This window comes from Herbaspirillum sp. WGmk3, from assembly GCF_023952535.1.
GTDB classification, from domain to species: domain Bacteria; phylum Pseudomonadota; class Gammaproteobacteria; order Burkholderiales; family Burkholderiaceae_D; genus Herbaspirillum; species Herbaspirillum huttiense.
This window is the reverse complement of record NZ_JAKYWT010000002.1, coordinates 165,975-187,073: the sequence shown is the minus strand read 5'-3', so window position 1 is coordinate 187,073 and position 21,099 is coordinate 165,975. Positions and strand designations below refer to the sequence as shown.

Sequence of the window (21,099 nt, the reverse complement as noted above, 5' to 3'; positions counted from 1 at the left end):
GAACCTGGCCTTGAGTGTTTCAGCTGCGCTTGGACCGCGTGCGCGCCGGTGTGCCGCTCCTGGTGGTCTTGGCGGTCCCCGTGGCTTTGACGATGGGCGCAGACTTCGCTGTCTTGGCGGAGGTCTTGGTCTTGGCGCTGGCAGGCTTGGCCGAGGGTGCGCTTCTGACCGGCTTCGGCGGCGCACTCACCTTGGCCGGCTTGGCCACGGACGCAGGCGGGCGTGCGGCCCGCTTGCGCGGTGCTGCCGCCGGTCGCGCCGGTTCCTCATCAGACGACGGCAAGGTCAGCGCATCACCGTCTTCACCGATGGCCTTGGTCAGCTTGCGGGCCAGCGCGATCACGCGATCAGGATCGACCTCCAGCGTTCCGACCAGCAGTTCAATGATTTCCGAGCGCGGATTGGCCAGCGTCGGTTCGATCATCATCACCGCCGCTGCCAGTGCCAGCGCGCGCTCGCGCGAGGCTGCATCAGGCAGCATCTGCCCGAGTGCATTGAGCGCCTCCACAGGGGCCACCGCGGTAATGCGTGCCTGCTCCTTCAACAACTGCACCCAGTTGGTCTGGGGCGACACGCTGGCATGCATGTTCGGCAGTTGCGCCAGCAGCCTGGCCAGACGCAGGCTGCGCCGTTCGAACGCACCGATGGAGACCATGCCGGCGATGACGATCCGGCAAACCGCTTCGGCAAAACCGCCGTCGGCTATCTGGCCAATGACCGTATCACGGTAGCTTCCCAGCTCCTGCTGCGCCCAGCGCTGGGCCAGATCGGCATCCGGCTCGCGCGGCGGCAGCCAGGCACCCAGTCCGGTCGGACCGAACAGCTGGCGCGTCATCCGTACCGTGCGGGCATCGCGCTGGTCGCGCCAGGCATTGAGCTCGTCGGTGATCTTCTGCGCCATGCGGCGTTCGTATTGCTTCAGCGGATGGTCGGGGTCGAGTTGTACCCGGTGCGTGCGCGCGGCAGCAGCTTGCTGGCGAATGAAGGCGGCGGCCGGGTGCTTGTCCGAGAACAGTTGCCGCTGCATGCGCAAGGGATTCATGCGCATCAGTGCATTGGCGCTGTCGCGGGTCGCCGTCATGCGCACCCAGGGCCGGACCCAGGTCTTGTACCACTGCGCATTGAGTTGCGACCACTGGCTGATGGTCGAGAACAGCGACTCTTCCTCTCGGCCTTCGGGATTGAGCTTGCGCAGGTCTTCCATGGTGCGGTGCTGGTAGTGCACCGTGTAGTCACCCGGCTCCAGCGCATCCCAGCGCTGGGTCGCGCGGCCGTCCTTGCGTTCCAGCTTCATTTCGTAGAGCCCTGGTGGCAGGCTCTCGATGACGTCCAGCGAGCTGACCAGCTGGTCGTGTTCCTTGAGCGCCACCGAGCCGCCCACGAAGATGCCCAGATGGCCCACGCTCTCGTGCAGCACGTAGATGATGGTGCGGCCGGCGGCGGCGATGGCCCGCTCGTCGCCCCAGACATCGATGATCCAGTTCAACGCCTGCGGCGGCGGCGTGATGTTGTCCCCCCAGGAGGCGAAGACCACGATGGGCGCCGTGATGTCGCGCAGATTGACTGCCCTGCCCTTGACCTCCAGCTCTCCGCGCGCCAGCTTGTTGCCCACGAACAGATTCTCGGTGATGGCCTCGATCTCTGCCCCGGTCATTCGGAAGAAACCGCCCCACCAGCGTTCGAATTCCAGGAAACGCGCTGCCTCCTGATCGACTCCGGCCCAGAGGTTGTAATACTTGCTCCAGAAGGTATTGGCCGGATTGAGCTTCTCGAAGTTCTCGACCAGATAGGCGCCATCGAAGCGGTCGGCCCCGAGATCGGCAGCCAGTGAGGCCAGCCAGGTCCCGCCGAGGTTGGCGCCGCTGTAGCGCATGGGATTGAGCGTGGAGCTGCCGGCCCAGTAGGAGGCCGGGGCACCCACCATCATCAGCGGCCCGAACAGCTCGGGCCGCACGGCATCGAGCGTCATCATGGCCCAGCCGGCCTGGCAATTGCCGATCACTACCGGCTTGGCCGGGCATTGCGGATGGCGGCGTATCACTTCTTCGAGGAAGCGCGCCTCCGCATCCATCACGGTGACCAGCGTCTGGCCCTCCTCGGGCTCGGGCCGGAAAGTGACGAAATACACGGTATGCCCGGCCTTCATCGCCATGCCCACTTCCGAATCGAACTTGAAGCCGCCAATACCGGGGCCGTGTCCGGCGCGCGGATCGACCACCACCACCGGTCGTGCCTGTGGATCAACCGGCAGGCCCGGCGGCGGTTGCAGGCGCAGCAAGGCGTAGTTGCAGGGCTGCGGCAGGTCGTGACCGTCCAGCACCAGTTCGTGCTCGAATTTGAGGAGCGGCGGCGTGCCCTGCTCCAGATGCTCCAGGTAGTCATTGCCCCGGTCGAGCAAGGTATCGAGGAAAAGGAAACTGCGCTGTACGCAATCCTGCACATAATTCGGTACATCTCCCCACGCCCCGGCGGGCGTGACGGGCTGCTCGGGAGGATGCGGGTCGGACGTCTTGCGGCTTGCCATGGGTGCACTCCGGTCAAGTGAGACTTCCATCATACTGACCTGGATCGTCAGCAAATCGTCCGAACTCTGCGACAATGGAACCGCAATTCCCGGAATTGCCTGCAAAAACCACACAAACCATTGCATGGAGGAACTGTCATGGAGCTCAAGAGCCTGGTAGACCAGCCCGGCAAGCTGCCGACCATCCCCAAGGTCGTGCAGCAGCTGATGACCAGCTTCGACAGCGAGGAAGTCTCGGCCCAGGATATCGCCCACCAGATCGCGGCCGACCCGACGCTCACCGCCAAACTGCTGCGACTGGCGAACTCGGCGTTCTTTCACGCTTCGCGCACCATCGGGACGGTCGACGATGCGCTGCGCATGCTGGGTTTCATCATGGTGCGCAATCTGGTGCTGGGCAATGGCATGGTGGCGGCTTTCAAGAGCACGCGCGGCATGGAGCTGCCGCAGTTCTGGCGACATACCCTCTACACCGCCGTGGCAGCGCGCTGGCTGTCGATGCACGCCGGCATCCACGGGGAAGACAATGGCGACGCTGTCTTCACCGTCGGCATGATGCATGGCATCGGCCAGTTGCAACTGCATGCAGTGGCCGCCGCGACAGTCGCCCCGCTGGACAAGCAATGCAACGTGCTCGACGGCGACCGCGCCGAACGGGAAAAGCAGGCCTGGGGCTTTCACTACGCCGATGTCTCGGCCGAACTGGCGGCGATCTGGAATTTCCCTGAAGCGCTGGTCACGGCACTGCGCTCGGTGCCTGATCCGCTGGCAGCGGGCCGGCTCGACCGCGCCGCTGCCTGGGTACACCTGGGCGCGTGGGCCGCACGCGTGACCGTGCTGTCACTGGATGACGAAGCCGCACTGGCCACCTATCCGGTGGCCGTGGGCAAGAGGCTGGGCGTGGATCCGGCCTGGATGCCGGTGCTGGTGAAGCGCGATCCCGACAAGGCCGAGCGTGCCATGCCCTCGCTCACCGAACTGGCGGCGGGGCTGGACGCCATGCTGGAGTAACTGGAGCAATCCGGCCGGCCTCAGGTCGCGCAGATACTGCAGCTGTGTCCCTTGCAGTTGTGCAGCACGCTGCTGCGGCCTGCCCCTGCATGGGTGCCCGGCCCGGTCGCCCCCTGCCCGGCCAGTTGCTCGGCACCGTTGCGCGGCTGCCAGCGATGCTTGACCTGCAAGCCGACATGACCGCCCGTGGGCATGGGTGAGGCGGCCGTCTCCTCCTTGCAATAGGGACAGCAAGTCTGGCCGTGCAATCCCTGAAGGGGAATGAGGCGTTCGAAGATGCCTTCGCAATGGCTGCAACGAATGTCATACAAGGGCATGGGGACTCCTTCACCAATCCGTTATCACGAAAAAAACCGGCCAGGCCTGCGCCCGGCCGGGAACACACACGTCACTGTGTTGATCGCTAGCCCTTGCGGCCCCAATAGGATTTGTCGTTGAGCATGCCCTTGGGCGTGATGTCCTGATCGAAGATGGAGGTCGGCAAGGCCACCGTGCAGGCGCAGTTGGGAATATCGACGATGCCGCCGATGCGCCCTTCCACCGGCGCGGCCGTCAGCAGCATGTAGGCCTGGCTGCCGGTGTAGCCGAAGTGGGTCAGGTAGTCGATGGCCTTCAGGCAGGCCTGGCGATAGGCCACGGTGGCGTCGAGGTAGTAGTTCACGCCGTTTTCCACACTGATGCCTTCGAAAGTCAGCCACTGCTCGTAATGCGGCTTGACGATGCTGGGCATGAAGATGGGCGAGGTGATGTTGTACTTGGCCATGCCGCCCTTGATGAGGTCGAAGCCGACGTGGCTCACGCCATCCATCTCGATGGCGCCGCAGAAACCGATCTCGCCATCACCCTGCGAGAAGTGCAGGTCCCCCATCGAGAAACCCGCGCCCTTCACGTACACCGGGAAGAAGATGCGGGTGCCTGCCGACAGGTCCTTGATGTCGGTGTTGCCGCCATGCTCGCGCGGCGGCACGGTGCGGGCGGCAACCTTGGCCATCTCGTCGAATTTCGCACCGGTCAGGCCGCGCAAGACGGCAGTGCTGGGGTTCGGTGGTTGCGCCAGACCCTTGGCGGCCAGCGGCGCTTCCCGGCGATTCCACTCAGCCAGCAGATCGTGGGACGGCAGGCAACCCATCAGACCAGGGTGGGTCAGGCCTGCGATGCGCACGCCCGGAATATGGCGCGAGGTGGCATACAAGCCCTTCAGGTCCCAGATCGCCTTGTCGGCTTCGGGGAAATAATCGGCCAGGAAGCCGCCGCCGTTTTCCTTGGCAAACACGCCCGAGAAACCGACCGGCGTGACCGGCTTGATGTCCAGCAGGTCGATCACCAGCAGGTCACCCGGCTCTGCACCCTCGACATGGAAGGGACCGGTCAGCGGATGGGCGCGGGTGAGATCGACGTTCTTGACGTCGGAGACATCGTCGGTGTCCTGGATCTGCGCGTCGAGGAAGTCCAGCGACTCGATCAGGATGGATTCGCCCGGCTTGACCGAGGCCAGGAAAGGCAGGTCCGGGTGCCAGCGGTTGTGACCCAGTTCAGCCTGCTCTGCCAGCGGGACGCCGGGCTTGATCTTGAAGTGTTGCATGCGATCTCCTTGGTGGTGGATGTGTGATGAGGCCTTGCGCCTTCGGCCTCAGGCTGCCGGCTCGGTGGGAATCCCCGGCATCGGGCATTCGGGCGTACCGGCACTGTTGCGCGTCAATGCCTCGACCTGGGCGCGTGCAGCCGCCGAGTCGTTGACCCAGGTGCGATAAAAGTCGAAGGGACACTCGGCCACGCCGGCCGGCGATTCGCCAGAATTGATCTTGCCGGTGTAGCCGCGATGCAGCAGCTTGTAGAGGTGGTTCTGCGACTGCCAGTTGCGGCGTGCATCGCGGATGGCCGAGACCGACAGTTCGGCATACTGGATGCCCATCTCCTCGGTCCCGCACTCGCCCAGCGTGCGGCCATCGAAGCCGACGATGGCCGAATGACCGAAGTAGGAATAGACGCCATCGAACCCGGCCGCATTGGCCACGGCCACATACAGGTTGTTCATCCAGGCCATGGCCTTGGAGACCATGATCTGCTGTTCCTTGGCCGGATACATGTAGCCCTGGCAGCGCACCACCAGTTCCGCACCCTTCATGGCGCAGTCGCGCCAGATCTCGGGATAGTTGCCGTCATCACAGATGATGAGGCTGATCTTCAAGCCCTTGGGGCCGTCGCAGACGTAGGTGGTATCGCCCGGATACCAGCCCTCGATGGGCGTCCACGGCATGATCTTGCGGTACTTCTGCACGATCTCGCCCTGGTCGTTGATGAGGATGAGGGTGTTGTAAGGCACCTTGCGCGGATGCTCCTCATGGCGCTCGCCGGTGAGCGAAAAGACGCCCCACACGCCGGCGATGCGGCAGGCTTCGGAAAAGATGGCGGTTTCGTCGCCGGGGATGGCGGCGGCGGTCTCGAACATTTCTTCACGGTCATACATGATGCCGTGGGTGGAATACTCGGGAAACACCACCAGGTCCAGCCCTGGCAGTCCCTGCTTCATGCCGACCAGCATGGCGGCGATCTTCCTGGCGTTCTCCAGCACCTCGCCGCGCGTATGCAGGCGTGGCATCTTGTAGTTCACAACGGCCACGCCGACGGCGTCCCGGCTGGCTGAAATATCTCCGTGTCGCATGGGCTTGCTCCTCTGAAAAGACGGTCGGATCAGACCGACAGATACTTGCTGATGGTGGGCGCATCGACGTTCTCGCGCGTGTCCTCGTAGACGAAGCGGCCCTTGTCGATGACCAGGAAACGGTCCGCAATCTCCAGCGTGAAGCTCAGCACCTGCTCCGAGACCACGATGGTGAGCGCACGGATCTTGCGGATTTCCTTGAGGCTTTTGGCGATGTCCTTGATGATGGAAGGCTGTATCCCTTCAGTCGGTTCATCCAGCAGCAGCACGCGCGGGTTGGTCGCCAGTGCGCGCGCAATGGCCAGTTGCTGCTGCTGTCCGCCGGACAGATTGCCGCCCTTGCGGGTACGCATGTCATACAGCACCGGGAACAGCGAATACAGTTCATCGGGCACCTTGCCCTTGGCCGATGCGGGCAAGCCGGTCTGGATGTTTTCCAGCACCGTCATGTGCGAAAAGATCATGCGCCCCTGCGGCACGTAGGCCACGCCGCGCTCGACGCGCTGGTGGCTTTCCAGGCCACCGAGTTCCACGCCATCGATGCTGATGCTGCCGCCGCGCAGCGGCAGGATGCCCATCAGGGTCTTGAACAGCGTGGTCTTGCCCATGCCGTTGCGGCCCATGACGGCGACGATTTCTTCCTTGGCCACCGACAGGTCGACATCGTGGATGACCTTGCTCTGGCCGTAGCCGGAGGCGAGTTGCGAGACTTTGAACATGGCAGGCTCCGAGGATGAGGAAAGTTCAGTGACCGAGATAGACGTCGATCACCTTGGGATCGGACTGCACCTTCTCCATGCTGCCTTCGGCCAGGATTTTTCCCTGGTGCAGCACGGTGACCTTGTGGGCGATGCTCTTGACGAAATCCATGTCGTGCTCGATCACCACCACCGAGCGGCCCTGGCTGATGCGGCCCAGCAGCTCGGCGGTCTTTTCGCGTTCGGACACGCTCATGCCGGCCACCGGTTCATCCAGCATCAAGAGCTCCGGCTCCTGCATCAGCAGCATGCCGATCTCCAGCCACTGCTTCTGGCCGTGCGAGAGCAGGTCGGCTTGCGTATGCAGCTGTTCGTCCAGGAAGATCTCGGCGGCCACCGCTTCCACCCGCGCCACCACATCCGGCGAACGCTTGAAAGTCAGCGCGCCGAACACCTTGCGGCCACGCGGGAAGGACATCTCCAGGTTCTCGAACACGGAGAGGTTCTCGTAGATGGACGGGGTCTGGAACTTGCGTCCCACGCCTACCCGCACGATGGCGTGCTCGCTCATCTTCGTCAGTTCGTGATTGTTGAACTTGATGCTGCCGGAGGTGGCGCGGGTCTTGCCGCAGATCAGGTCCAGCACCGTGGTCTTGCCTGCGCCGTTGGGGCCGATCACCACGCGCACCTCATTGCGCTGCACGTAGAGATTGAGCTTGTCGACTGCCTTGAACCCATCGAAAGACACGGTCAGGTCTTCGATGGCCAGGACCGGATGGGCGTCCGATTCGAAACCGATGGCGTTCTCGCTCATTTGCTGGCCTCCAGGGTCGCGCCCGGCTCGATGCCATCGCGCTTGGGTTCAGGGGTGGATGCTCGGGAAACCGGCTTGGCGGCTTCTGCAGCAACGGGGGCTACCGGCTTGGATGGGCCGCGCAGCTTGTCCATCAGGCGCTTGCCCTGGGTCTGCCAGAGGCCGGCCAGGCCATTGGGGAAATACATCACCACCGCGATGAAGAGACCGCCCATCAGGAACAGCCACAATTCGGGGAAGGTTTCGGAGAAGTAGGTTTTGCCAAAGTTCACCAGCAGCGTTCCGTACACCGCGCCCAGCAGCGACATGCGGCCACCCACTGCAGCAAAGATCACCATTTCGATGGAAGGCACGATCCCGACGAAGGACGGCGACATGAAGCCCACCTGCAGCGTGAACATGGCCCCGCCGATGGCCGAGAACATGGCCGCCGCACAGAAGACGAAGACCTTGAAGCTGGCCACGTCATAGCCGGAGAAGCGCACCCGTTCTTCCTTGTCGCGCATGGCCACCAGCAGGCGGCCCAGCTTGGACCCGAGCACGTAGCGGCCAAACAGGATGCAGCCGAACAGCAATCCCGCATTGACGAAATACAGCACCAGCTTGGCGTGGTCGGTGCGGATATCCCAGCCCATCAGAGTCTTGAGGTCGGTGATGCCATTGACGCCGCCGGTCAGCCCCTGCTGGCCGATGATGAGGATGGACAGGATGGCCGCAATGGCTTGCGTGACGATGGAGAAATACACATCCCCCACACGGCGCTTGAACATCGCCAGCCCGATCAGCATGGCCAGCGCGGTCGGTACCACCAGCACGGCAATAATCGTGAAGGCAAAACTATGGAAAGGCTCCCACATGGCCGGCAAGGCGGTGATCTGGTTCCAGTCCATGAAGTCGGGAATGCCCGGCGTGGACTGGATCTTGGTGCTGATGGGGTCAGAGGCTTCGAGCTTGAGGAACATGGCCATGCAATAGCCGCCCAGTCCGAAGAACACGCCCTGCCCCAGGCTGAGGATGCCGCCGTAGCCCCAGCACAGCACCAGGCCCACGGCCACGAAGGCGTAGGACAGGTATTTGCCCACCAGGTTGAGACGGAACATGTCCATCGTCAGCGGGAACACCACCAGCAGCAGTACCGCCATCACCAGCAGGCCAAGCGCACCGGAGCGCCCGCCCAGCAGTTTTTCATAGGCTGCATTCATCATCGGACCTCGCTCATGTAGTTGGATCGGGAGTGGCCATCTTTCACGTTCATTTGCGCACCTTCGCCGAGAACAGCCCTTGCGGACGCAGCATCAGGATCAGGATGACCGCCGACAAGGTCAGCACCTTGGCCATGGAACCGGTCAGGAAGAATTCCGCCGTAGACTGCGTCTGGGCAATCGAGAAGGCTGAGGCGATGGTGCCGATCAGGCTTTGCGCGCCACCGAAGACCACCACCAGGAAGGTGTCGACGATGTAGAGCGATCCGCTGGTCGGGCCAGTGGAGCCGATGGTGGTGAAGGCCGCACCGGCCACGCCGGCGACGCCGCAACCCAGCGCGAAAGTGGTACGGTCCACCTTGCGGGTATTGATGCCTACCGCTCCGCTCATGACGCGGTTCTGCATCGTGGCCCGTACCTGCAGGCCCCAGCGTGAACGGAACAGCAATACGAAGATGGCACCGGTGAGCAGCACCGTGAGGCCCATCATGAAGAGACCGTTCAAGGGGATATCGATGGCATCGGTCGGCTTGAAGGAACCCATGAGCCAGTCCGGCAAGGTGGCGCTGACTTCCTTGGCGCCGAAGATGGAACGGAAGGTCTGCTGCATCGCCAGCGACAGGCCCCAGGTCGCCAGCAGCGTATCGAGCGGACGCTTGTAGAGGCGGCTGATGAGCAGCAGCTCGGTGAGATAACCCACGCCATAAGCCACGGCGAAGGACAGCACGATGGCCACGAAGAAATAGAAAGGCTGCAAGGCCGGTGCATAGGTGGTGGTCAGGTGCGACAGCAGGTAGGTGATGTAGGCACCGATGGTGAGGAATTCACCGTGGGCCATGTTGATCACGCCCATCTGCCCGAAGATGATGGCCAGGCCCAGCGCCATGAGCAGCAGCACGCAGAAGACCGAGAGGCCATTGAAGCCCTGCATGGCGAAGATGGCGCCGAATTCGGATAGAGAAACCATGATGACTCCCGATGCAGATTGGAGAAATGGGCGGCAGCGCCCGCATGTCACTACAGACGCCGCCGCTTTGCTGCACGAAGGGCCGGTGCGGCACCGGCCGGGCCGCCTTACTGGTAGCCCTTGGGGAAGGGATTCGGCTCGATCAGTTCGGACTCGTAGACCACCTTGAACTGGCCATCCTTCTGCGCCTCGCCGATGCGGGTCTTGCTCCACAGGTGATGGTTTTCGTGGACCTTGACGTAGCCTTCGGGCGCGGTCTTGAGTTCGATGCCGGGCGAAGCGGCCACCACCTTGTCGACATCGAAGCTGCCGGCCTTTTCCACGGCAGCCTTCCACAGCCAGGGGCCGAGATAGGCGGCTTGGGTGACGTCGCCGATGACCGAATTGGCACCGAACTTGGCCTTGAACTCGGCCACGAATTTCTTGTTGTTGGCGTTGTCCAGGCTCTGGAAATATTTCATCGAGGCGAAGAAGCCTTCCACGTTCTCGCCGCCGATGCCCAGCATTTCATCCTCGGTCACCGAAATGGTCAGCAGGTTCTGGGTCTTGGCGGTCACGCCGGCGGCCTTCAGCTGCTTGTAGAAAGCGACGTTGGAGCCACCGACCACGTCGGCGAAAATCACGTCGGGCTTTTTCAACTTGATCTTGTTGATGAGCGAACCGAATTGCGTGTTGCCCAGCGGGTAGTATTCCTCGCCCACCACCGACCCCTTGAGCACGTTCTCGATGTGCTTGCGGGCGATCTTGTTGGAAGTCCGCGGCCAGATGTAGTCCGAGCCAACCAGGAAGAAGGTCTTGGCCTTCTTCTCCTTGGCCACCCAATTCAGGCCTGCCAGCACCTGTTGCGTCGCCTCCTGCCCGGTATAGAACACGTTCTTGGACTGCTCCAGGCCTTCATAGAAGGTCGGGTAATACAGCAGGCCGTTGTCCTTCTCGAACACCGGCAGCACCGCCTTGCGCGAGGCCGAGGTCCAACAGCCGAAGACGGCAGCCACGCGGTCGTTTTCCAGCAGCTTCTTGGCCTTTTCGGCGAAGGTCGGCCAGTCGCTGGCACCGTCTTCCTGGATGATCTTGATCTTGCGGCCGAGGATGCCGCCCATGGCATTGATCTGGTCGATGGCCAGGCGCTCGGCCTGGATCGAACCGGTTTCGCTGATGGCCATGGTGCCGGTAGCCGAGTGCAGCTGGCCGACCGTGACTTCGGTATCGGTGATGGCAAGCTTGGTGGTGTTGACCTTGGCGGTCGGATACTGCTGGGCCGAGGCCATGCCCGGCAGGGCCGCTGCTGCCGCCCCGGCGGCCAGGCCCATGAGGATCTTGCGGCGCGGGAGCGAGGGAGGATTGGAAGACGAGGAATGCGACATGCGGTACTCCTTTCGGGCGTTGTTGTTGGACTCGGTCTGGGCCATCGTGGCGTCATGCAAGCGGTGAAACGAAGACCGGACAAGTCACTGCCCCGGCAGTGGCGCAGCTCGGGAAACCCCGTCCATCACACGGTTCCGGCGCTTCGTTCTGAGGCGCAGAATAGGTTCGCCCGTGCAGCGCAACAATACGTTGTTTGACGTAAGCCCCCTGCTGGTGCGGCCTGCCGGCCTGCACAGCTTTTGCTCATGGCTTGCCTGCTGTTGGTGCGCACTTTGCGTGCAGGGCGTCGGGATGCGGCGACGGCGTTCATGCCGGCTGCCTTTTCTTGGTGAATTCTCATGTCATGCAGACAGGCATCTACGTCATTTGACGTATGCCCTCTTGCCCCGAATGGTTTGAAAATTGCTTGGACATAAACACGAGCCAGGCAGCCCGTCTGCGCTGCAGCACACTGACAGAATGCTGACGGACATGACCCACCGGAACCCCCGACCCCACCAAGAGCCAACGTGACCCATCCCGCCACACAACGCATCGTCAAGGTCAGGCGCGACTACAACACCTGGGTCGCCAACGAGACGCTGGAAGACTACGCGCTGCGCTACACGCCGCTGTCCTTTCGCCGCTGGTCCGAATTTCGCCTGGCCAACACGGCGCTGGGGGCCACCTCCTTCCTGGCGCTGGAAGCCATCAGCGGTGCCATCACCCTGAGCTATGGCTTCACCAATGCCTTCTGGGCCATCATCTGCGTGATGGTGCTGTTCTTCGCAACCGGCCTGCCCATCAGCTATTACGCGGCGCGCTACGGGGTCGACATGGACCTGCTCACGCGGGGCGCCGGCTTCGGCTACATCGGTTCGACCATTACCTCGCTGATCTACGCCAGCTTCACCTTCATCTTCTTCGCGCTGGAAGCGGCCATCATGGCGCAGGCCATCGAGATCTATTTCGGCCTGCCGCTGGTGTATGGCTATGTGCTCTGTTCGCTCATCATCATCCCCATGGTGGCCTACGGCATCACCCTCATCAATCGCCTGCAGATGTGGACCCAGCCGCTGTGGCTGGTGCTGCTGGTGCTGCCCTATGCCTGCGTGCTGTACAAGGAACCGGAGGCGCTGTCGAACCTGATGAGCTTCGCCGGCCGCGCCGAAGAAGGCAGCTCCTTCAACCTCACGCTCTTCGGCGCTGCCGCCACGGTGGCCTTCTCGCTCATTGCGCAAGTGGGCGAACAGGTGGACTTCCTGCGCTTCCTGCCGCAGAAGACCGCCGCCAATCGCGGCCGCTGGTGGAGCGCCCTGCTGCTGGCCGGACCCGGCTGGATCCTGCTGGGCGGGGCCAAGATGCTGGGCGGCACGCTGCTGGCCTTCCTCGCCATCCAGCATGAAGTGCCCATGGCGCGTGCCGTGGAGCCAACCCAGATGTACCTGATCGGTTACCAGTACGTGTTCGGCAATCCGGCCTTTGCGCTGGGGGCGGTGGTGCTGTTCGTGGTGGTGTCGCAGATCAAGATCAATGTCACCAATGCCTATGCCGGGTCGCTGGCCTGGTCCAATTTCTTTGCGCGCCTCACGCACAGCCATCCGGGGCGCGTGGTGTGGCTGGTGTTCAATGTGCTGATCGCGGTGCTGCTCATGGAGCTGGGGGTGTTCAATGCGCTGGAACACGTGCTGGCGCTCTACAGCCTGGTGGCCATCTCCTGGATCGGGGCCGTGGTGGCCGATCTGGTCATCAACAAGCCGCTGCGCCTGAGCCCGGCGCACATCGAATTCAAGCGCGCGCACCTGTATGACGTGAACCCGGTGGGTGTGGGATCGATGGTGATTGCCACCCTGCTCTCCACGCTGGCCATGTCGGGCGTGCTGGGCAAGACCATTGCCGCGATGGCCCCCTTCATCGCATTGGGGACGGCGCTGGTGACGGCGCCGCTGATCGCGCTGGCCACCGGCAGCCGCTACTACATCGCGCGCCGCGATACGCTGTCCGAGCAGAACTATCGTCCCGTCACGCCCGGACAGGCGCATTCGGTACTGGATTGCGTGATCTGTGGCAATGCGTTCGAGACGCCGGACATGGCGCATTGTCCAGCCTACCAGGGGGCCATCTGTTCGCTGTGCTGTTCACTCGATGCACGCTGCAAGGACCGCTGCAAGACGCCCCGCGCACGCCTGCCCAACCAGATTCTTCATACGCTGCGCCAGCTGATCCCGGCGCGCTTCGCACTCAAGCTCAATACGCGTATCGGGCATTACCTGAGTGTCTTCGGGCTGTTGGCCGGCGGGCTGGCCATCGTGTTGTGGATGCTGTATTTCCAGCAGATGGCCGATCTTTCCGGGCTGAGCTTGTCCGCACCGGATTCGCTGCGGGGTGTTTTCATCAAGCTGTTCTGCCTGTTGCTGGTGGTGGTCGGCGTCGGTGCCTGGTGGCTGGTGCTGACCAACGAAAGCCGTGCCGTGGCCCAAGAGGAATCGGAACGCCAGACCAACCTGCTGCTGCAGGAAATCGAGGCCCACAAGCAGACCGATGCCGAACTGCAGCGCGCCAAGGAAGCCGCCGAATCGGCCAACCTGGCCAAGAGCCGTTTCGTGGCCGGCATGAGCCACGAATTGCGCACGCCCTTGAACAGCATCCTCGGCTATGCCCAGATTCTGCACGTGGATGCCACCATCCCGCCGGCCCGCAAGGAAGCCATCGCCATCATCCGCCGCAGCGGCGAACACCTGTTGAGTCTCATCGATGGCCTGCTCGACATCGCCAAGATCGAAGCCGGCAAGATGCGCCTGGCCTCGGACGAGCTGGCGCTGGAAGCTTTCCTGGAACAGATCGTCGGCATGTTCGCGCCACAGGCCGAACAGAAGGGGCTGCACTTCCGCTTCGAGAAATCCGGACGCCTGCCGCAGATCGTGCACGCGGACCAGAAGCGGCTGCGCCAGATCCTCATCAACCTGCTGGGCAATGCGGTGAAATTCACCGATCACGGCGGCGTCACGCTCAAGCTGCGCTACGCCCGCGAGATCGCGTATTTCGATGTGATCGACAGCGGCATCGGCATTGCCGATGAAGACCTGGAACGCATCTTCCTGCCCTTCGAGCGCAGCAGCGCCGCCAATCTGCGCGAAGACATCGGCACCGGCCTCGGCCTGGCCATCAGCCGCATGCTGGTGCACATCATGGGCGGTGAACTGAGCGTGCAGAGCCGGGTCGGCCAGGGCAGCAGTTTCCATCTCAAGATCTACCTGCCTGAAGTACACGTCCCGCGCCCGCGCATCAAGCTGGAAGACCAGATGTCGGGCTACGCCGGTCCTTCTCGCCACATCCTGGTGGTGGACGACCAGGCCTCGCAACGTCGCCTGCTCAGGGACATGCTCATGCCGCTGGGATTCGTGGTGAGCGAAGCCGACAGCGGACTGGCCTGCATGGAGCGATTGGGACGCGAAGTCCCGGACCTGATCCTGCTGGACATCGCCATGCCGCAGATGGATGGCTGGACGGTGGCCCGCGCCATTCGCGCACGCGGGCTCACGCAGCTGCCCATCCTGCTGGTCTCGGCCAATGCCTTCGAGAACCTGCATGAGCGCAACGAGCCGCCGCTGGTCAATGACTTCGTGGTCAAGCCGGTCTCGTATCACGAATTGCTGGGCAAGATCCGCCAGCATCTGCAACTAGACTGGGTGGCGAGCATCCTTCCTGCTGTGCAGGAAGAAGTGCCACCGCCATCTGCGGCGCCACAGGCCCTGATGCTGGTGCCACCGCAAGACAAGCTGGCCACCCTGCTCGAACTGGGCAGCATCGGCTACGCCAAGGAAATCCTGCGCCAGCTCGACGCCATGGAGCGCCAGCAGCCGGCCTACCTGCCCTTCACCACCGAGCTGCGGCAGCTGGTCAAGCAATTCCGATTGAACGAATACGTCACCCGCATCAAGGAGCTGATCCGACATGATCTCAACGACGTTCGATAGACACGTGGTACTGATCGTCGATGACATGCCCGACAACCTGGCCATGTTGTCCGACGCGCTCGATGAGAGCGGCCACATCGTGCTGGTCGCCACCGACGGCCTGGCGGCGCTGGAGCGGCTGGATCACATCACGCCCGACCTGATCCTGCTGGATGCGATGATGCCCGGCATCGATGGCTTCGAGACCTGTCGCCGCATCAAGCAGGTCAAGCGCGTGGCGCATGTCCCGGTGGTGTTCATGACGGGCCTGTCGGAGACCGAGCACGTGGTGCGCGGCTTCGAGGTCGGCGGCATCGACTACGTGACCAAGCCGATCCGTCCGCAGGAGGTAGTGGCACGCATCGGTGCGCATATCCGTACTGCGCGCATGATGACGCAGACGCGCGGCATGCTGGAACATGCGGCACATGCGGTGATCGTGCTGGGCGGCAATGGCTTGCCGATGTGGCAGACCAGCAAAGCCTCACAGTGGCTGGAAAAATACTATGGTCCGGCGGCACCGGCCAGTCACAAGCTGCCCGGGCCCTTGCAGGTCTGGCTCAACGAGCAGTTGGTACGGCAGCGCCAGGGCGAGAGCCTGGATCACGTACCGCCGTTGATCGTGCGCCAGCAACAGGATGAACTGCACATCACCCTCTCCGGTCCGGGTCAGGGGCATGGCGTGAGTCTGGTGCTGGAGGAGAAAATCGCTGGCGGGGCGCAGCGTGGCGAAGAGCTCATGGTCCTGCCGGCCACTCTGGAAGGCGCGCGCCTGACGCCGCGCGAAAGCGACGTGCTGCTCTGGCTGGGCAAGGGCAAGACCAACCGCGACATCGCCGAGATCCTCGGCATGAGTCCGCGCACGGTCAACAAGCACCTGGAACATATTTTCGTGAAGCTGGGGGTGGAGACGCGCTCGGCGGCGGCGGTGCTGGCCAGCAGCCTGACCGCAAGCAGTGCCAGCCAGTTGTTGCAGTGAACCTTCGCGTCAATCGATGTCCACCACCTCGCACAGGAAATCACGGAAGGCGATGACCTTCTTCGATACCGTCCCGTTGCCCGAATAAAGCAGCGCCCAGTCGCCGTGCAGTGGCTGGAATTCCTTCTTCACCGGCACCCGTTCCAGCAATCCGGCACGCAAGGGCGCGCGGGCCACGAAGCCCGGCAACAGTCCGATGCCGGCTCCGCTGATGAGCAGCTCGCGCGCGATCAGGAAATCATCGATCTGAAACGACACGTGCTCAGGATTCATCCGGTAGCGCCGGACCACCTCGGGATGCAAGATCCAGGAATGCTCCACATCCTCCAGATTCCTGGGCTTTCCTCGTCGGCTGAGATAGCCAGGGGAAGCGTAGAAGCCTGCTGTAGATCGCCCCAGCTTGCGTAGTTTGAGATTGCAATCCTTGAGCGGTCCGGTCACTACCGCAATACCGATATCAAAGTTCTCCTTGCCCCAGTCTACAAATGGTCCGGCAACCCGGACATCGAAGCGCACGCGTGGATACCTTTGAGAAAACGCTGCCAACGCCGCAGGCAAGAGAATCTCGGCAAAGTCCCATACCACCAGGATCTTGAGCAAGCCGGAGGGCATCTCGTCGCGTTCCGGCAATGACTGTACCGCTCTGCGCAACAAGTCCACCGGCTCACGCGCGCGGTGGTACAGGGCGATACCAGCCGTAGAAAGATCGACGCGATGGGTGCTTCGGTGCAGCAGCTCGGTCCCCAGCGATTGCTCCAGCGCAGTGATTGCACGGCTTACCGTTCCCTTGGCCACCCCCAGTTGTTCGGCAGCGCGGGAGAAGCTCCTGAGTTCTGCCACCGCGACGAACGTACTTAATAAATCCAGGCTGATTGGTGTTTCCATAATTGAACACAGTGTTTTTCTGAAGATGCATTGTTTTAAATATGCGAGTACGCAAGACTAGCATCTGATCGTCTCCTTAAGGCGTTCGCCTGTGAAATGGACTGGCTGCACCACAACAGGGCTACCGTCCAAATGATGAAACATGAGCAATGGAGGTTGTCGACAATGGAATCGGGAAAAGGCCGTGAAGAAGAAGCGCTCAAGCAGAGCCTGGACGAGTTGCTCACCAACGTCACCGAGCTGACGGCATCGCTTCATGGCCTCAATACCATTTTTCAGAAAATCACTGAACAGCTCACGCATGACATCAAGGAGCGGCTCGAAGACGAAGTCCTGGCCATCCTCGAACGCAACTTCGATCCGGTCAAGGACGCACGTTCATATCAGGAGGGGCTGAGACTCTTGCGAGAACTGGGCGCGATCGGATTCATCAACCGCATGGTCTGGCGTGCGGAGTCGGGGGAGTGCAAGGACCTTCCCGCATCGCCACGCCTGCTAATCCAGCTGGAACTGTTGATGGCCATGCATCCCCATGTCTTCATGAGCCAGGCCGGGGGCATCCTCTCCCAATTCGCCCTGCCCCGGCCGCCATCGCCGTGATCGTGCGCATCACCTGAACAAAACAAAACAAGAAAGGAATTCCATGTCCGGTTGGACCATCAAGCGCAAACTGCTTGCGCTCATTCTCGCCTCCATCTGCTGCTTCGCTGCACTGAGCTCCTACCTGATCAGCCGCCAGGCCGCGATTGCCAACGATATGCAGGAGCTCTACGAACGGGACTACCAGGCGGCGTCCATCATTGGCCAGATCGATGGCTTGCTCACGCGCGTCGACATCAACATCCTGCGCATGATCGCTATCGGTGATCCCTCCTCCATTGCCGCATGGAAGGAGCAAAACACGTCCCGCTTCCGGCAGGTGGATCAGTTGATTGATGAATTGCGCAAGGCATCCTCGCCGGCCACTGCGGGTCAAATCGACACATTGCAAACTTCGTACCTCGCCATGCGCAAGGGAATGGAACATCAGGTACAAGCGGTGCAGAGTGGTGACATGAAGGGTGCCGGCGAAATCAATCGCACCGAAGTCAAGGACAATGCTGACAAGACCTTTGCCTCCTTGGGCGATCTGAAGCAGAAGCAGGCTCTCTCCGCGCAGCACAAGGTTGAATTCCAACAGAACGAAGCTGCATCGACGCGCCAGTTTTCCTTTGGCGCGACACTGGCGGTCGCCGTGCTGGTACTGGCAGGAGGGCTGTGGCTGGTACGCAATCTGCTGCTGCAACTGGGCGGCGAACCCGCCTATGCGGCGGCTGTGGCGAAGGCCATTGCCGAAGGCAACCTGGCTGCCGAGGTAAGGATCAAGGAAAGCGACCGCGCCAGCCTGCTGTTCGCCATGCGCAACATGCGTGACAGCCTGGCCGGGATCGTCGGCAACGTGCGCGGTGGCGTCACCACCATCGCCAAAGCCTCGTCCGAAATCGCCAACGGCAATCTGGATCTGTCCTCTCGCACCGAGCAACAGGCCAGCTCACTGGAAGAAACCACGTCAGCCATGGTGCAGCTGGCGGCGGCCGTCAGGCAGAACGCCGACAATGCCCAGCAAGGCAACCAGCTGGCAGTCTCGGCCTCAACGGTTGCCGCTCAGGGCGGTGCCGTAGTGAACAAGGTGGTGGCGACCATGGAGGCCATCAATGATTCGTCCCTGAAGATCGTCGATATCATCAGCGTCATTGATGGTATCGCTTTCCAGACCAATATCCTGGCGCTCAATGCGGCTGTCGAAGCGGCCCGCGCCGGCGAACAAGGACGTGGCTTTGCAGTGGTCGCATCGGAGGTGCGTGCATTGGCGCAGCGCAGTGCCGCTGCCGCCAAGGAAATCAAACTGCTCATTGATGATTCGGTCAGCAGTGTCGGGGAAGGTAGCCGGCTGGTCGCTGAAGCGGGCAAGACGATGGCGGAGGTCGTTCGCAGCGTGCGCCGGGTCACGGATGTGATCGGCGAAATCAGTGCGGCCAGTCTGGAGCAGAGTGCAGGCATCGAGCAGGTCAAACAGGCCATTACCCAGATGGATGACGCCACCCAGCAAAATGCCGCCCTGGTCGAAGAAGCCACTGCGGCCTCCCAGTCCCTGCGTGACCAGTCCGCACAACTGGAACAAGCCGTCAGCCTGTTCAAGCTGAAGCAGGAGAGGAATCCCTCGTCACACGTGAAAACCAGTGCGCCCGCCCCCTCACCTGCCGCCGCCGGCGACGGGCGAGCGCCCGACGATGAAATACTGTGGAGCCAGTCTTGAGGTCCGTGCCGACGAGAATATTTCACATGAACGCCCAGTTTGGCCTATCCTTGCACAGGGCACTCACGCCCATCATCACCGAAGCAAAGGAGTCAACATGCCCAAGAAAGAGAAACTGGACCCGGAAACCGAAGCCCTGATCCAATGGTGTACCGAAGTCGAGCAATTCCTGGTCAAGGGCGGTGCCACGCTGGACCAGGCACAAGAGCACATCGAGGAACAGGTCGAATGGTTCACTGACCTCTACTACGATGGCCTCACCCCGGAAGAAGCCGCCAAGGAAGCCCTGGCCTGATTCTCATCCGCCACTCCCCCAACCGCATCCCGGCCCGCAAGGCCGGGATTTTCTTTGGCTGACACGCTGCACCGTGACACCGGGGCCGCCGGGGCAGGCCACCATTCACAGGACAAGGCAAGTGAAACGTCTGTGATCTGAGCTGAACCCGGCCAACGTAACGCAGTCAGAGGACGAGCCTGGTTCAGTGATGCCAGGCTTTGCAGGACACTCCATTGTTGCTCCTTGGACGCGCACACCATGCTGACAATTTTCTTGCAGACCACCCGAACCACACTGCGTACCGCCTTGCTTTGCCTGTGCGCGGGATGCACGCCGCTGGCGCTGGCCGAAGGCAGCGCCTTCGTTCATCCGGGCGGCCTGCACACCACCGCCGATTTCACCCGGATCAAGACCCGCCTGGCCGCCATGGACCAGCCCTGGACTGCAGGCTGGCAGCGCCTCACCGGCAACCGCCGCGCCGGCCTCGACTGGCAGCCGGCGGCGGTCCCGGTGATCTATCGCGGCAAGGATGGAGCCGGACATGCAGAAAACTACAGCCGCCTCTTCAACGATGCGGCCGCAGCCTATGCCCTGGCCCTGCGCTGGAAAATCAGCGGCGACGATCGCTATGCCGCGCGCGCGACGCTCCTGCTTGACGCATGGGCCAGCACCTTGCAAGCCATCGAAGGCAGTTCGGACCGTTTTTTGGCATCGGGCATCTATGGCTACCAGCTGGCCAACGCAGGAGAACTCCTGCGCGACTATCCACACTGGCCCGGCGGCGGCTTCAACGCGTTCAAGGACATGATGCTGCGGGTCTTCTACCCGATGAATCACGACTTCCTCACCCGCCACAATGGGGCCCGCATCGATCACTACTGGGCCAACTGGGACCTCGCCAACATGAGTTCGATGATGGCGATCGGGATCCTGGCCGATCGCCACGATCTCTACCAGGAAGCCGTCCGCTACTTCAAGCAGGGAGCCGGCAATGGTGCCATCAACAATCTGGTCTGGACGCTCTATCCCGACGGTCTTGGCCAGATTCAGGAAAGCGGTCGCGACCAGGGACACAGCCTGCTGGACCTGGCCCTTGCCGGCGCGTTCTGCCAGATGGCCTGGAACCAGGGTGATGACCTGTTCGGCTACGAAAACAATCGGCTGCTGCGCGGTGCCGAATATGTGGCGCGCTACAACCTGGGCGATACCGTTCCCTTCACGCCTTATCACAACAGCGACGTGACGCAGGAGACCATCTCACCCGCAGGCCGTGGCGAAATACGCCCGATCTGGGAACTGCTGTACCAGCACTATGTGGTGCTCAAAGGCCTGCCCGCGCCCGCCGTGCAACGCTTTGCCGAGAAGGTGCGGCCAGAGGGAGGCGGCGGCGACTACGGACCCAACAGTGGTGGTTACGATCAGACCGGCTATGGCACCTTGATGTACACCTTGCGTTAGCAAGCCGCCCTTCCGGCAGCGCCAGG

17 protein-coding genes are annotated in these 21,099 nt (G+C 62.3%); 7 read left to right on the top strand and 10 right to left on the bottom strand.

The annotated features are described in order from the left end of the window. Positions 1 to 19 precede the first annotated feature (19 nt). Positions 20 to 2,524 carry a DUF3141 domain-containing protein gene (locus tag MKD49_RS06910; protein WP_252695877.1) on the bottom strand — a complete coding sequence of 835 codons (2,505 nt, stop codon included), beginning with the start codon at positions 2,522 to 2,524 and terminating at the stop codon, positions 20 to 22. Between the two features lie 138 nt (positions 2,525 to 2,662). Between MKD49_RS06910 and MKD49_RS06905 the strand changes: the two genes are divergently transcribed. Further along, complete coding sequence (locus MKD49_RS06905) at positions 2,663 to 3,535, top strand: HDOD domain-containing protein (protein WP_252695876.1); 873 nt, start codon at positions 2,663 to 2,665, stop codon at positions 3,533 to 3,535. A gap of 20 nt (positions 3,536 to 3,555) precedes the next feature. Here MKD49_RS06905 and MKD49_RS06900 read toward each other — a convergent pair whose 3' ends face one another. The 8 genes from MKD49_RS06900 to urtA all read right to left on the bottom strand — a co-directional run bounded on the left by MKD49_RS06900 (position 3,556) and on the right by urtA (position 11,242). Further along, positions 3,556 to 3,852, bottom strand: a complete 297-nt coding sequence (locus MKD49_RS06900; protein ID WP_034333572.1) for a zinc ribbon domain-containing protein — start codon at positions 3,850 to 3,852, stop codon at positions 3,556 to 3,558. A gap of 86 nt (positions 3,853 to 3,938) precedes the next feature. Continuing rightward, on the bottom strand, positions 3,939 to 5,117 hold the full coding sequence (gene fmdA, locus MKD49_RS06895; protein WP_013234603.1) for a formamidase: 1,179 nt from the start codon (positions 5,115 to 5,117) through the stop codon (positions 3,939 to 3,941). A 48-nt stretch (positions 5,118 to 5,165) separates the two neighbouring features. Then, positions 5,166 to 6,197: an aliphatic amidase gene (locus MKD49_RS06890; protein ID WP_252695875.1), complete on the bottom strand. Its 1,032-nt coding sequence runs from the start codon at positions 6,195 to 6,197 to the stop codon at positions 5,166 to 5,168. Between the two features lie 29 nt (positions 6,198 to 6,226). Further along, a complete protein-coding gene (gene urtE / locus MKD49_RS06885; protein WP_034332312.1) occupies positions 6,227 to 6,916 on the bottom strand; it encodes an urea ABC transporter ATP-binding subunit UrtE in 690 nt (229 codons plus the stop codon). A gap of 25 nt (positions 6,917 to 6,941) precedes the next feature. Next, positions 6,942 to 7,709, bottom strand: coding sequence for an urea ABC transporter ATP-binding protein UrtD (gene urtD / locus MKD49_RS06880; RefSeq protein WP_034332310.1), 768 nt, complete (start codon positions 7,707 to 7,709; stop codon positions 6,942 to 6,944). Next, positions 7,706 to 8,911 carry an urea ABC transporter permease subunit UrtC gene (urtC, locus tag MKD49_RS06875; RefSeq protein ID WP_252696366.1) on the bottom strand — a complete coding sequence of 402 codons (1,206 nt, stop codon included), beginning with the start codon at positions 8,909 to 8,911 and terminating at the stop codon, positions 7,706 to 7,708. The genes urtD and urtC overlap by 4 nt, the downstream gene beginning before the upstream one ends. A 49-nt stretch (positions 8,912 to 8,960) precedes the next feature. Further along, positions 8,961 to 9,878 (bottom strand): urea ABC transporter permease subunit UrtB, encoded by a 918-nt coding sequence (urtB, locus tag MKD49_RS06870; RefSeq protein WP_039787923.1) that lies wholly within the window; start codon positions 9,876 to 9,878, stop codon positions 8,961 to 8,963. 107 nt (positions 9,879 to 9,985) lie between these two features. Beyond that, positions 9,986 to 11,242: an urea ABC transporter substrate-binding protein gene (urtA, locus tag MKD49_RS06865; protein WP_039788032.1), complete on the bottom strand. Its 1,257-nt coding sequence runs from the start codon at positions 11,240 to 11,242 to the stop codon at positions 9,986 to 9,988. A gap of 510 nt (positions 11,243 to 11,752) precedes the next feature. Between urtA and MKD49_RS06860 the strand changes: the two genes are divergently transcribed. Beyond that, entirely contained in the window at positions 11,753 to 15,199 is a 3,447-nt protein-coding gene (locus MKD49_RS06860; protein ID WP_252695874.1) for an ATP-binding protein, read from the top strand. Further along, positions 15,177 to 16,157: a response regulator transcription factor gene (locus MKD49_RS06855; RefSeq protein WP_252695873.1), complete on the top strand. Its 981-nt coding sequence runs from the start codon at positions 15,177 to 15,179 to the stop codon at positions 16,155 to 16,157. Before MKD49_RS06860 ends, MKD49_RS06855 begins: the two co-directional genes overlap by 23 nt. A 9-nt stretch (positions 16,158 to 16,166) precedes the next feature. On the opposite strand, the gene MKD49_RS06850 is transcribed toward MKD49_RS06855, so the two are convergent. Beyond that, complete coding sequence (locus MKD49_RS06850) at positions 16,167 to 17,042, bottom strand: LysR family transcriptional regulator (protein WP_252695872.1); 876 nt, start codon at positions 17,040 to 17,042, stop codon at positions 16,167 to 16,169. Between the two features lie 96 nt (positions 17,043 to 17,138). Between MKD49_RS06850 and MKD49_RS06845 the strand changes: the two genes are divergently transcribed. From MKD49_RS06845 to MKD49_RS06830, 4 genes are all read left to right on the top strand, one after another. Beyond that, positions 17,139 to 17,642: a hypothetical protein gene (locus tag MKD49_RS06845; RefSeq protein WP_252695871.1), complete on the top strand. Its 504-nt coding sequence runs from the start codon at positions 17,139 to 17,141 to the stop codon at positions 17,640 to 17,642. A gap of 43 nt (positions 17,643 to 17,685) precedes the next feature. Further along, positions 17,686 to 19,338, top strand: coding sequence for a methyl-accepting chemotaxis protein (locus MKD49_RS06840; protein WP_252695870.1), 1,653 nt, complete (start codon positions 17,686 to 17,688; stop codon positions 19,336 to 19,338). Between the two features lie 97 nt (positions 19,339 to 19,435). Beyond that, on the top strand, positions 19,436 to 19,633 hold the full coding sequence (locus tag MKD49_RS06835; RefSeq protein WP_008329502.1) for a hypothetical protein: 198 nt from the start codon (positions 19,436 to 19,438) through the stop codon (positions 19,631 to 19,633). A gap of 240 nt (positions 19,634 to 19,873) precedes the next feature. Next, the gene (locus tag MKD49_RS06830; RefSeq protein ID WP_252695869.1) at positions 19,874 to 21,073 is read left to right on the top strand and encodes an alginate lyase family protein; all 1,200 of its coding nucleotides are present in this window, start codon (positions 19,874 to 19,876) and stop codon (positions 21,071 to 21,073) included. Positions 21,074 to 21,099 lie beyond the last annotated feature (26 nt).